The organism is Pollutimonas nitritireducens, assembly GCF_002849615.1.
GTDB lineage: Bacteria > Pseudomonadota > Gammaproteobacteria > Burkholderiales > Burkholderiaceae_B > Pollutimonas > Pollutimonas nitritireducens.
On record NZ_PDNV01000010.1, the window covers coordinates 135,456 to 148,599 of the forward strand.

Sequence of the window (13,144 nt, forward strand, 5' to 3'; positions counted from 1 at the left end):
GAGGAACGCGTCAAACCGGGCACCCCTCATTTCCGATTGTTTGTCGCTGTTTTGAACACGATGCGTTGCACTACCAGGGTCATGAACTACGGGTGCCGCTCCATGCTTCGTTCTCTATCTCGTACCCCGGCGATGTGCCTGCCGCTGGCAATAGCCTTGACTGCCGCGCTGTTCGCCTGCACCGCTACCGCAGCGGATGTCTGGATCATTACCGACCGTCAACACCCCGTCCAGGGTGCGCCAGACCGGCTGATCGAGCTGGATGCGCCCGCGCGTATAGAGGCGGAGCTATCGGCCGATCTTCCGAATGATAGCCGCCAAGCCGCTGAGCTGGTCCAGCACCGTTTGAAGCAAGGAGGCCCCCTGTTGCAGCAACGGCTGGCCGGGGCCTACCAAGGTGTGGCCGACGCCTGGAGTTTGGGTATTACGACAATTCCGGCCATCGTGGTCGACCAGCGCTATGTGATCTACGGGGAGAGCAGTCTTGATCAGGCGCTAACCCGAATCGAGCAATACCGCAAGGAGCAGCCATGAACTTGCCCCACCTGAGATTCGGTGTCGCTATGGCGATTTTGCTTGCGGCGACATCCAGCTTTGCGCTCAACACCGCCACCATTGTGGCTTCCGCGTTGTCTCCATCCTGTCTGGAGTACCGCGTGGTCGGCATCTGCTACTGGCTGTCCTGCGGAGTGGGCGGTTGCCGGATACGCACCTCCATCAAGGTACGCCACTACGTCCCGGATGCGGTGGTGTCGAGCTATTCAAACACTGGCGCGAACCCCTGGGTGGAAGTACGGCCCATGAGCCTGCCCAATCCCACAGCGCAGGCCGGTGGCGACGGCACCACCAACGACGATCACGAGAACAATCTCGCCAAATTCAAGAATAGCGACGTGATCGGTCATCCCGGTGGGGAAGTGTTCAACGAGTTCGTCGCGGGTTCTGGGTATTTCTGCCAGGGCGCAGGCACAGCGTTCGTGCCGTACTTGCTCAGCACCTTGGACACGCCAGCCTGGCGCTACAACGTGCCGGAGGCCGTGTATCCCGAAGCGCTCATTCCCGGCCAGCGTGAAGTGGGATCGCGCAGCGACATGAATCTGTGGGGCAACGTCTATCCGCGTGGCGGTTTCCTGCACCAGACCGATGACTACAAGGCGAGCGCCGTGGTAGCCCAGCGTGCGGGCGACATCGTGACCCGCCGGGGGCAACTGCATGTGTATCAGCCGCTGCTGGCCAGTTCTCGGGCGGGCTACTGGCCTGCGGGTGCATTAATCGAGGGCGATGCCTCGACCGGTAAGTGGCAGGAGCTCACTCCGCGTCTGTCCAACACCTGCACGGTGTTTCCCCATAACGAGACGCTAACACAGGCCCGGCAAGGCGACTACGCCTGGGCGTTGTGGCGTCCGTATAGCTGCTGCCAGCGCCGGGGTCAGACCTTCCTGGGCAGTGTGGATTTTAACTGAGCAATCGAGGGCACAACCATGAATCGTCCTGATATGAAAAAACCGGTAAGCCTTATTCCGCGCTCATGCCGTCCAGTGGTGCTGGCCTGTGCACTGGCTTTGACCTGCGGTTTGGCCTCGGCGCAAAGCGGTGGATTCCAGAATAGTGGCAGCGTCATCGGCGACGAGGTCATGTACTCCATAGGCGGTGGCAACGCCGTCTCGATGAGCGGCGCAGCCGGCATGCGCTCAATCGGAGTGGGTGCTGGTTGGAACAGCAATCTGATCTGCGGCGACATGAATATCAGCACGACAATCCAGAACCAACTGAACGGCCTGACCAACGGCTTTCAAAACATCATGAGCAGCGTTATCCAGAACGCGACGAGCGCGGTGGCATCGCTGCCAGCGCTGATTATCCAGCGCGCCGATCCGGGGTTGTATAACCTGTTGACCAATGGTGTGCTGCAGGCCCGGCTGGATTTTGACCGCTCCAAACTTCAGTGTCGCGCCATGGCTGAAAAAATGGCCGACATGGCGGGTGGGCAGATGGGCTGGAACCAACTTGCCGAGGGCATGGCGTTGCGCGAGGCGGTTGCCAGCAGCGATGCGGTCTCGGCGATCGAACAGGCCGAAACTAGCCGAGGCAACGACGGCGTGCCGTGGGTGGGCGGCGGCAACGCCGGCGGTGCGGGCCAATCGCCGATCAAGGTGGTGGGCGATGTCACCCGTGCCGGGTACAACCTGGTCAATGGCCGCAGCGTGTCTGACACGTCGGCCATCGCCCAGGCCAGTTGCGGCAGTCTTTCCTGCCAGACCTGGTCGTCGCCTGACGCGGCGGTCCAGTGGGCGACCCGTGTGCTGGGCGAACAGGAGCAACGCACGTGCGAATCCTGCACCAAGACCCAGACCGTACCGGGCGTAGGCCTGACACCGCTGATCCAGGAGGAATACGACGCCAAGCTCCAGGTCCTGCAGGAACTGATCATGGGCACTCGTAACACGACGTTTGAGAACCTGCATGAAGCCGGCAGTGCATCGCTGCCGATCACCCGTGGCGTCATCGAAGCCCTACGCGACGAGCCCGACCAGGACATTCTGGCCCGCCGTCTGGCATCCGAAGTGGCGTTGGCCTCCGTGCTGGAAAAAGCGCTGCTGCTGCAACGCACGTTGTTGACCGGCAAGAAGGAACCCAACGTTTCCGCCAACCAAATGGCGGTGGATGCGGTGAACCAGGAAAGCGACACGCTCGACCGGGAGATTCAAAACCTTAAAACCGAACTGGAGCTACGCCGCGAACTGGCGAATAACTCGCCCATGGCCATCATCCAACGCCACAGTACGCGGGCAGCGGGTTCACGTGGTATCTACCAGGGCGACCCAGTGCCTGACCGTCTGCAGCAATTGCAGCGGCCCGCACCGGATGGCACACCATGAACGCTGCGTGGCTACGTTGGTTATTCAACTGGCGTACCGCCAGGGCACTACTGTGGACAGTATTGCTGCTGGTCGTGGCGGTGGCGACCAATGTCGCGGGCATCTACTTCCTGGGAAGTATCGCTGGCTGGGAGCAGTGGCTGGCAGAGGTATCGGGTTTTTTCCTGCTTTGGCGCCTGTGCCTTTACGGGGCGACGGTCTACGGATGGCGGTGGATGCGTCGACGGCTGCTTGCCAGGCAATCCGATGCTCACACCCGACGCCGCTTGCTACGCACGGAGATCGCAGGCGGTCTGGCCCTGGTCACACTGGAGTGCAGTCTGCTGATGCAGAGCACATAGCCGGAGAGCTGAACCATGACCTTGTTCACGACCGATTACCTGGAATACTACCTGACGCTGGTGGGCTGGATCGTGCACAACGGCATCTGGTCGGTGCTGGTAGCCAGCGGCGTGTTTGCCATCCCCTTCATTGCCATCATCCTGCAGGAATGGCTTAAAGCCCGTGGCGAAGGCGCCGACGAAGGCAACAAGGGGTTGCTCTCGGCCGCACGTATCGAAACCCGCGTGTGGGCGGCGGTGGTCGTGGTGCTGTTTGCCGGCATCCCGTTCATTGATGTGGATGTGAGCCGCGTACGCTTTGACGATGCCCGGTCCCGACAATGTGGGGTGAGCGTGCCACAGCCTTCGGATACGGGCTGGAGCCAGTCTTTCACCACCATCAACGACCAAAGCGCCAAAATTCCCGTCTGGTGGGCGTTCATGCACGCGCTCTCGCGCGGCCTTACCAGTGCGTCGGTCGCCGCGATTCCCTGCGGTACTGAACTACGGCAAATGCGCATGGAGATCGACGCTACGCGGATCGACGATCCGGTGCTGGCTCAGGAAATAGCTGATTTTTCATACGACTGCTACGGCCCGGCCCGTGCCAAGCTGTTCATGAGCCGTCCAGAACTGGATGACGCGCAGATGCACGACGTCACCTGGATCGGTTCACGGTATTTTGTGGACTCGGCGGGTTACTACGACACCTATCGTTCACGCACCCCGCGTGACGCCTGGCCGTATAGCAGCAACCGCGATGCGGGTCTGGCCCAGGTACCCAGTGGCGGCGGTTACCCCACCTGCCGACAGTGGTGGAGCGACGGGAGCAACGGTCTGCGGGCCCGTCTTCTGGCCCAAGTCGATTCCAGCCTGCTTAATCGCGTAGCTGGCTGGGCTGGTTTCTTGAGTCGTAATGAGGTGGATGACTCGGTGATCCGCGCGATCGCCGCGCCGCGCCAGCAAAAACTGAATCAGGGTGCTGTCTATACCGATTACGGTGGACAGATTGATAAGACAGCGCCAAACATCGTGGCCCGCGCTGCCAGTGACCTCGGCATTACGATTGGCTCAATCGGTTTTTTCCCCGCGATGGATGTCGTGCGCCAGGCGCTGCCCATGGTGTTGTCATTCCTTAAGATGGCGCTCGTGATCTGCATCCCGCTGGTACTCATCATCAGTACCTATGAACTCAAGGCCGTGGTGACGGTCAGCGTGGTGCAGTTCGCCTTGTTCTTTGTGGACTTCTGGTTTCAGTTGGCACGCTGGATCGACAGCACGATTCTGGATGCGCTTTACGGTCGGGGCTGGGGATGGAATCGGCCCGTCACCAACTTTGATCCGTTAATGGGGTTGAATAATAGCTTCGGTGATATGTTGCTGAACTTCGTCATGGCGACGATGTTCCTGGTGTTGCCCGCGTTCTGGATCACTGCGCTAACGTGGGCGGGAGTTAGGGCTGGAAACGCGCTCCAAGGCTTGGCCGATGGTACGCGCGGCGCAGGAGAGGCAGGTCGTGGGGGCTCAAGCGTGCTGATGAGCGCAGCCAAGAAAAGTTAAGGAAGCACCAGTTCAATCGTCTTCAAAGCGTGGGTCTGGATCATCGTTGTACGAAGCTGGGTGATAAAAAATGCTTTTCCGATGATCCCTTTCTTCTGCTTTGCGCCCTAAGAAGTCATCTTCATCCTGCTCGGTTGAATGCCCCGCAACCCAGGCTGCGGCTACTGCGAACCCTAGAAGCAGCGCCAGCCAGAATGCTACATAAAGAAGTCCTGCCACCACGACCAGTTTGACGATCCACAGTAGAGCGGCGGCAACGGGTGCAGGTAGACCTTCTGCTACCAACCAGCCAATCGCCTGGCGTTCGCGGCGTCGCAGCCAACGTGCAGAACGGCCCGCAGCACGGCCTAGCCGGTGTGCGAACTGTCCTGTTGGTCTGCGTGCTATCTGCATCATCGTCTCCTTCATGGCTAGACTATACGGTGGAAAATGGATTCCTGATAGTCAGGCTGTCCTCCAGAATCTGACCGTGGTTCAAGTCTTCACTATAGAGCGTTTGGCAACCCGCTGCCGTAGCTGCCGCGACGATGCAGGCATCATAAAATGATAGCTTATGTCGTTCAGCGATCAATCGGGCCTGGTCATGGATGGTTTCAGTGAGCGGGACGACTTTGCAAAAGCCCCGTACCAGCTCCAGGAACTGTGCAATCTCCTCCCAGCCCATCTTGAGCTTGCGTACGCAGACATGCGTCACTTCGTTGAGCACTTGCACGCTGATGACTGGCCCGGCTTTCAGCAGGCTTTCGGCCTTGTCCGCCTTGGCTGAGTCTTCCGACAGCAGGTACAACACCACATTGCTGTCCATAAAATGCTGGAACTTAGTCACGCGCATTGGCCTCGTCCCGGCTGAAGCGGAAATCCGCGGGCAGTTTTCCCCGGAAGGTACGCAGGCGCTTCAACAAGGCATCGGCGCCCGGTTTCTTGCGAACCGCGAACGTGCGAGGGCCGTCCACGACGATCTCAATATCGTCGCCTTCACGCAACTCCAGCGCTTCTACCAGCTTGGCCGGAAGGCGCACGGCCAAGCTGTTACCCCATTTGGCGACTTGCATGCTCCATACTCCATTAATTGATATACATATAAATTGTATATCTGTTTGTGCGAAATGCAAGAAATTTGCTGACGGGCCACAGGTTTGGTTGCCAATCCGAGTCCGCCTGTCTCGCATTGATGGTGGCACAGGAAGAGGGGATTGCCCTATACCCAAAGGGTTCAAAGGCGAGAAGGGCCAGAAAGGGGGGGAAGGGAATGGAGCCAAGGGGAAAGGCCCTATCTGAAAACTGAAAAGGCCAAAAGGCGCTCTTGCCAGTCAATCACCAGAGGTTTTGCGATGCTCTCGCTGTTCCAGCGCAAACGGCTACTGCCATCTATCGATACGACCGCCATACCGATGGCCGCACCCCCCAAAGGGCTGACGCGGCCAGAGTCGGCCGCTTCATTGTTGTCCACACCTCGACGCCAACGTCTGCTGGAACACATTTGGCAACGCACATCACTCTCGCCTAAGCAGTTTGCATCGCTGTACCGTGCACCGCTGGAACGCTATGCCGAGCTGGTGCAGCTATTTCCGGCCTCGGAAAGCCATCACCACGCCTATCCAGGCGGCATGCTCGATCATGGTCTGGAGATCGTCGCCTTTGCTCTGAAACTGCGGCAGTCTCATCTGTTGCCTGCGGGAACAACCCCCGAAGACCAGGCTGCTCAGTCAGAGGCCTGGACTGCGGCGACGGCCTATGCTGCGCTGCTGCATGACATCGGCAAGATCGCCGTGGATCTGCATGTGGAGCATGAAGATGGCACCATATGGCATCCCTGGCACGGCCCGCTCACCCGACCGTACCGCTTTCGCTACCGGGAAGACCGGGAGTACCGGCTGCACAGCGCCGCCACCGGACTGCTTTACACACGGGTGCTTGATGGCGACATCCTGGACTGGCTCCACAGTTTCCCGTCGCTCTGGTCGGCATTGCTCTACGTGCTGGCCGGACAGTATGAACACGCCGGGGTGCTGGGCGAACTGGTCATTCAGGCTGATCGCGCCTCGGTAGCCCAGGCATTGGGCGGCGATCCTGCGCGTGCGATGGCCGCACCTAAGCACGCACTGCAGCGCAAACTTTTGGAAGGCCTTCGCTACCTGCTAAAGGAAGAACTGAAGCTGAACCAGCCCCAGGCCTCCGATGGCTGGCTCACTCAGGATGCGCTTTGGCTGGTCAGTAAAACCGTCTCGGATAAATTGCGGGCGCACCTGCTGTCCCAGGGCATCGATGGTATCCCCGCGAACAACACCGCAGTGTTCAACGTGCTGCAGGACCACGGCATGCTGCAGCCGACCCCCGAAGGCAAGGCCATCTGGAAGGCGACGGTCACCAGCGAAAGCGGATGGACGAACACGTTCACTTTTTTGCGGTTGTCGCCCGCGCTGATATGGGAGTCCGTTGAACGGCCCGACCCTTTCGCGGGCACGGTGACGATCGATATAACGCTCACCAGCGAGGCGGCAGACCTTACTGTGGACGAATCGACGCCCGTGACGAGCCCACTGTCATCGGATCGGGAAGCTTCATCATCAGCCAACAACACCATAGCCCCATTGACCACGACCGTGCTCCCGATGCCGCCCCGGGATACGGCCAGTATGTCGGATGTGATGGAAGATCTGCTGACAATGATTGGCATGGAGCGGCTTTCTGCGGCGGCCGACGGTGAGGGCGCTTTGTCCATCTCGATGCCTGAGCCACCCGCGCCAGCAATGGCCGTCCCAACTACGGAGCGAATGCCGGTGTCCGCCACCAGCTCGCCAGCCCTGACGACACAACCGTCTGGCGAGCACTTCATGGCGTGGCTGAAGGAAAGTATCCAATCGCGCAAACTTATTATCAACGATGCAAAAGCGCTGGTGCATACCGTTTCCGAGACCGCTTATCTGGTCAGCCCCGGAGTTTTTCAGCGCTATGCCCAAGAGCATCCCCAAGTTGTCGCCTTGGCCAAGCAACACACGTTGTCGGAATGGCAGTGGGTTCAGCGCCGTTTCGAGAAACTACAGTTGCACCGCAAGCAGGACAGCGGCCTCAATATCTGGACCTGCGAAGTCGTTGGGCCACGTAAATCTCGGCGGCTGCACGGCTATTTGTTGGTTGATCCCAGTTTGTTGTTCACTGAATTACCGCCCAGTAATCCCTATCTCAATCTCGTATGATCTAGTTCGGCCTGTAACGTTATGGTGTGCCCTGTCTGTTATAACGAAGTTGTCTAAGTCGGCCTCTTAGGGCTGAGTAGCTGGATGGGATCCGGGGAGGGGCTTCTGTCTGCGGGAAAAATCACGGTCCACTCGGTGATGCATCGTCGTGTATGGCTGCGCGCATGACATTCTTAGCACCGATACTCAGCTCTTCGATGCCAGAGGTGGGGCAGGGGGAGTTGGCGCAGTTGACTTCGTCATGTACTTTATGCCCTTGAATTTCAAACATTTCATCCAGCTATTGATGGTTCGGGTGATCTGAATGCATTTGATACGCGCGATGAGCGATTACAAGCGTGTTAGGTTCCCTATGAATCACCCAGACTTTTATAGGCAGTTCGTGGCCTTAGGCCCGTACGCCTGAGGCATACGGGCCTATGCTGTTAGCCAATTGAACTTGGGCGCAAGGGTGCCCAAGTTCAAGCACACAATCACCTATGAGGGTTATTCGGGTAGTTGATACGTCGGCATTGTCGACGCCGAATCAGCAGATAGATTGCCGGCACCACCAACATCGACAACAGCGGGGCCGTTATCATCCCTCCGACCATTGGTGCGGCGATGCGCTTCATCACTTCGGACCCCGTCCCCATACCTATCATGATTGGTATCAAGCCGGCGATGATGACCGCGACGGTCATTGCCTTAGGCCGCACCCGCAGGACAGCACCCTCGCGAATCGCATCCAGTAGGTCAGCTTCGCTTGTTTGCCCCTTGGCCACACGATCATCCCATGCATGCTTTAGATATAACAGCATGATGACCCCGAACTCCGCCGACACCCCGGCCAATGCGATAAAGCCCACACCGCCGGCGACGGACAAGTTGTAGTCCAGTAGCCATAACAGCCATATCCCGCCGGCCAACGCAAAGGGCAGTGTCCCAATAATGAGAATAGCCTCATCGATCCGCTTAAATGTCAGATAGAGTAGTACAAAAATAATTAATATTGTTGCGGGGACGACGACCTTCAGTTTCTCTGTGGCGCGCTCGAGATATTCGAACTGGCCCGACCAAGAAATAGAGTATCCGGGCGTCAACTTAACCTCTTTTGCAACCGCCTCTTGCATATCGCGTACGACAGCGCTTAGCGCGCGCCCTCGAATATCGACATAGACCCAACCGGATAAACGGGCATTCTCGCTCTTTAGCATGGGCGGGCCGTCGACCACGTTGACGGCCGCGACGTCAGCTAAGCGAATCTGCGCGCCCCGAGCGGTGAGAATGGGTAAACCGCGCAAGTTTTCCACTGAATCGCGTATTTCCCGCGGATAACGTACGTTAATCGGAAACCGCCGCAAGCCGTCGACCACCTCACCGATATTGTCTCCCCCGATGGCCGCCGAGACGACGCTCTGCACCTCGGACAGATTTAGGCCATAACGGGACGCGGCATCCCGATCAATCGTTATATCGATGTAGCGCCCGCCGTTGAGCCGCTCAGCCAAGGCGGATGACACGCCGGGGACTTGTTTAACAACACGTTCGATTTCACCGGTGATACGGTCGATATCCTGCAGGCTAGCCCCTGCCACCTTCACCCCGACGGGACTCTTGATACCCGTTGCGAGCATATCGATCCGACTGCTAATGGGTGGCACCCATAGATTGGCAAGCCCCGGCACTTTTACAACGCGATCCAGTTCTTCAATGATTTTTTCGGTTGTCATGCCGTCTCGCCACTGATCTTTGGGCTTAAGCTGGATTGTGGTCTCGAACATTTCGATTGCGGCGGAATCGGTGGCCGACTCCGCGCGACCGGCCTTGCCAAAGACACTTTGGACTTCCGGCACGCTCTTAATGAGACGATCCGTCTGTTGAAGTAGCTGCGAGGCCTTGCCCACAGACAAGCCGGGAAGGGCGGTGGGCATATACAACAAGTCGCCTTCATCCAATGAGGGCATGAATTCAGAGCCCAAGCGGGACATTGGCAATGCGGTAAGGAACACAAGCACCAGAGCAATGACCACGGTAGTCTTAGGCCGATGCAGCACAACCTCAAGGATGGGTCGATAAAGCGCAATCAAGAATCGATTGATTGGATTTTTTTGTTCCTCGGGAATCCGCCCTCGGATCAGGTAGCCCATCAACACCGGGATGAGCGTGACCGCCAGTAGTGCGGCGCCCGCCATGGCATAGGTCTTGGTGAACGCCAGCGGCGCGAACATGCGGCCTTCTTGGGCTTCCAGGGTGAAGACCGGGACGAAAGACAACACAATGATCAACAACGAGAAGAAAAGCGCGGGGCCGACCTCGGTGGCCGATTTTTCGATCACTTGCCAATGTGCCTCTCCGGTGAGCTTTTTATCCGGGTGGGCGAGCTTCCATGCCTCAAGGTGTTTATGCGCGTTTTCAATCATGACGACGGCGCCGTCGACCATGGCGCCGATCGCAATCGCGATTCCCCCCAGTGACATGATGTTGGCGTTGACGCCTTGGTAATACATCACGATAAACGCAATCAATATACCAATGGGCAAGGTAATAATCGCCACCAAGGATGACCGTAGATGGAATAGAAATAACGCGCAGACCAGTGCCACCACGATAAATTCTTCAATCAGTTTTTCTTGCAGGTTTTTAACCGCCCTGTTGATCAGATTGGAGCGATCATAGGTGGGTACTATTTCAACGCCTTCCGGTAAGCTTGCTTTCAAGACTTCCAGCTTTGCTTTCACCGCATCAATGGTTTCAAGCGCGTTTTTTCCGGACCGCATAATAACCACGCCACCCGCCACCTCGCCCTCGCCATTGAGCTCAGCCACGCCGCGCCGCATTTCAGGGCCGATCTGGATACGCGCCACATCGCCTAACCGTACCGGCACGCCCGTCTCATTGGTTGTCAGGAGGACCTTGCGAAAGTCGGCTAATGAGGTTAGATAGCCAGAGGAGCGCACCATGTACTCGGCTTCACCCAATTCCAGTACGGACCCCCCCGTCTCCTGATTGGCATTGCGCACGGCCTCGATCACCTTATCGTGCGAAATGCCATAGGCACGCAGCTTCTCTGGATCGAGCACGATTTGGTACTGCCTGACCATTCCCCCAATACTAGCGATTTCCGAAACGTTAGGAACTGTTTTCAGTTCAAACTTCAAGAACCAGTCTTGCAGGGCGCGCAGCTGCGACAAGTCCATTTTGCCGGTCCTGTCGACCAGCGCATACTCGTATATCCAGCCGACCCCGGTCGCATCAGGGCCCAGGGCCGCTTTTGCCTGTGGGGGCAGCCGTGACTGCACTTGACTTAAATATTCCAGCACGCGGGACCGTGCCCAGTATGGATCGGTGCCATCCTCAAACAGGATGTACACGAAGGAATCACCGAAAAAGGAATAGCCGCGCACGGCCTTGGCACCCGGCACCGACAACATAGTCGTCGTCAATGGATAGGTCACTTGATTCTCAACAATCTGTGGTGCCTGTCCTGGGTAACTGGTGCGAACGATGACCTGAACATCGGATAGGTCGGGGATTGCGTCGAGTGGCATCCGCGTCAACGACCATATCCCCCAAGCGACAACCATAAGCGTCGCGAGCAGCACCAGGAATCGATTGCCAATAGACCAACGAATTAGATTGGCAATCATTTGGCAACTCCATGTTCGTTGTGAGCGCTGTTGTCTCCGCTCTTAGCCGGAGAAGTCGCCTTAGGTGAGAGCTTGGTGATTTGAAAACTGCCGTCGGCGGCCGCTTCAAGCTCAAAAGTGATCTCCGTCCCGATCGAGATGCCCGTAGGTTTAGCTTGAGGGGAAAGCGCAAATCCCATCGTCATCGCCGGCCATGCCAGAGAGGGTATCGCCTCGTGCGCGACAGTCATATTGTTTTGGCTAATATCCTTGACAGTCCCGCTGGCATGGTGGACGGGCTCCGCGGCTTTTTCGCCACTATCGCCATCCTCCATACGTGTGGCTAAACCTTTAATACTCGCCTCTGAATCCAGCAAAAACTGGCCGGAGGTCACGACTTTCTGCCCAGCGGTGAGCCCTTTACGAATCTCGGTTTGTTCGTTGGCCTCGGCGCCGGTCTGGACCTCGACTGGAAAAAACTTGCCTTCGTCTTGCGCCACCATCACGACACTTCGAGTGCCTGTTTGAATAACCGCTTCGCTCGGTACAAGCAGTACATCGGACCGTGGCAGGGACGCAAGGCTTACTGATACGAACATTCCCGGTATAAGCTGTTGCGAAGGATTAGCTAGCTCAATCCGCGCCTTGAGCGTCCGGGTGGCGGAGTTGACGTCGGGCAAAATCGCGCTGACTTTGCCATGAAATATGGTTCCTGGCAGGGAGCCCGTACTTGCTTCGACGACGTTACCTACTTGTACCTGGCTAGCAAGATTTTCCGGTATTTCCGCATTGACCCAGACCGTACTTAGTCCGTTGATACGAAATAATGGCGCGCCCATCGATACCGTCATGCCTTCGCGTATGGCCAGCTCTGTCACCACGCCGTCAATCGGGCTGACTATGCTCATACGCGCTTGAACTTTGCCGCTGGAAATGACGGAGCGAATGTGCTCCTCGTTCATGCCAACCAATTGCATCCGTTGTCGGGCAGCATCGGCTAAGCCGCTGGAGCCCGGGCCGCGTAAACGTCTGGCTGTTAGGTAATCTTCTTGAGCTGCAATCCAGTCGGGCACATATAGATCGACCAAAGGTCCGCCCTTGCGAACGCTATCAAGCGTAGCCCTGGCATGCAGCCGTTCAACAAAACCGTTGCTGCGCGCTTGGATTTGTGCCACGTCACGCTCGTTATACGCGACATTGCCTACGACGGTTGTGGACTTCGACAGACTGCCTTTGATCACCTGTGCCGTGCGTATTCCCAAGCTTTGCGTTACCCGCGAGCTAACCGTGACTGCACCTTCGTCCTCGCCACCCCCGGCGTACACTGGCACCAATTGCATATCCATAAATGGGGACTTGCCCGGTTTGTCAAACTTTTGACCCGGCATCATCGGATCTTGCCAATATAAGATCTTTGGCGCTGCACCCTCGGTATTGGTCTTTTTCTCGGCCGGCGACCCTGTATGGTCAGTCGCGGGTGCGGACATTTGCATTCCCTGGCTTATACCGACTTGATACATGCCTATGCCACTGGCGCCCACTAGCCCTAGCGCAGTAATGGCGACAACAAGTTTGTAATT

11 protein-coding genes are annotated in these 13,144 nt (G+C 57.6%); 6 read left to right on the forward strand and 5 right to left on the reverse strand.

Features of this window, described 5'->3' with window-relative positions; all coding sequences use genetic code 11:
• Positions 1-102: 102 nt before the first annotated feature.
• Genes CR155_RS16055 through CR155_RS16075 form a run of 5 tightly spaced genes read left to right on the forward strand, consistent with a single transcriptional unit; the run spans position 103 to position 4,759 of the window.
• Complete coding sequence (locus CR155_RS16055; RefSeq protein WP_102071049.1) at positions 103-534, forward strand: TIGR03757 family integrating conjugative element protein; 432 nt, start codon at positions 103-105, stop codon at positions 532-534.
• Positions 531-1,463: a TIGR03756 family integrating conjugative element protein gene (locus CR155_RS16060; RefSeq protein WP_102071050.1), complete on the forward strand. Its 933-nt coding sequence runs from the start codon at positions 531-533 to the stop codon at positions 1,461-1,463. Before CR155_RS16055 ends, CR155_RS16060 begins: the two co-directional genes overlap by 4 nt.
• Positions 1,464-1,496: 33 nt before the next feature.
• Positions 1,497-2,879, forward strand: a complete 1,383-nt coding sequence (locus CR155_RS16065) for an integrating conjugative element protein (RefSeq protein WP_439650454.1) — start codon at positions 1,497-1,499, stop codon at positions 2,877-2,879.
• On the forward strand, positions 2,876-3,220 hold the full coding sequence (locus tag CR155_RS16070; RefSeq protein ID WP_102071052.1) for a hypothetical protein: 345 nt from the start codon (positions 2,876-2,878) through the stop codon (positions 3,218-3,220). Before CR155_RS16065 ends, CR155_RS16070 begins: the two co-directional genes overlap by 4 nt.
• Before the next feature lie 15 nt (positions 3,221-3,235).
• Positions 3,236-4,759: a conjugal transfer protein TraG N-terminal domain-containing protein gene (locus CR155_RS16075; protein ID WP_102071053.1), complete on the forward strand. Its 1,524-nt coding sequence runs from the start codon at positions 3,236-3,238 to the stop codon at positions 4,757-4,759.
• A 12-nt stretch (positions 4,760-4,771) separates the two neighbouring features.
• Here the strand turns inward: CR155_RS16075 and CR155_RS16080 are convergent, their stop codons facing one another.
• From CR155_RS16080 to CR155_RS16090, 3 genes are read right to left on the reverse strand one after another with little or no spacing between them, the layout of a single operon-like run.
• Positions 4,772-5,155, reverse strand: coding sequence for a DUF3742 family protein (locus tag CR155_RS16080; protein ID WP_199171789.1), 384 nt, complete (start codon positions 5,153-5,155; stop codon positions 4,772-4,774).
• 19 nt (positions 5,156-5,174) lie between these two features.
• The gene (locus tag CR155_RS16085) at positions 5,175-5,591 is read right to left on the reverse strand and encodes a PIN domain-containing protein (RefSeq protein ID WP_102071055.1); all 417 of its coding nucleotides are present in this window, start codon (positions 5,589-5,591) and stop codon (positions 5,175-5,177) included.
• Positions 5,578-5,811, reverse strand: a complete 234-nt coding sequence (locus tag CR155_RS16090) for an AbrB/MazE/SpoVT family DNA-binding domain-containing protein (RefSeq protein ID WP_102071056.1) — start codon at positions 5,809-5,811, stop codon at positions 5,578-5,580. Before CR155_RS16090 ends, CR155_RS16085 begins: the two co-directional genes overlap by 14 nt.
• A 279-nt stretch (positions 5,812-6,090) precedes the next feature.
• Here CR155_RS16090 and mobH point away from each other — a divergent pair, with 279 nt between their 5' ends.
• Positions 6,091-7,956 (forward strand): MobH family relaxase, encoded by a 1,866-nt coding sequence (gene mobH, locus CR155_RS16095; protein ID WP_102071057.1) that lies wholly within the window; start codon positions 6,091-6,093, stop codon positions 7,954-7,956.
• A gap of 473 nt (positions 7,957-8,429) precedes the next feature.
• On the opposite strand, the gene CR155_RS16100 is transcribed toward mobH, so the two are convergent.
• Together CR155_RS16100 and CR155_RS16105 are read right to left on the reverse strand one after the other, a co-directional pair.
• Entirely contained in the window at positions 8,430-11,585 is a 3,156-nt protein-coding gene (locus tag CR155_RS16100) for an efflux RND transporter permease subunit (RefSeq protein WP_102071058.1), read from the reverse strand.
• Entirely contained in the window at positions 11,582-13,051 is a 1,470-nt protein-coding gene (locus CR155_RS16105) for an efflux RND transporter periplasmic adaptor subunit (RefSeq protein ID WP_143705208.1), read from the reverse strand. The genes CR155_RS16100 and CR155_RS16105 overlap by 4 nt, the downstream gene beginning before the upstream one ends.
• Positions 13,052-13,144: the final 93 nt, after the last annotated feature.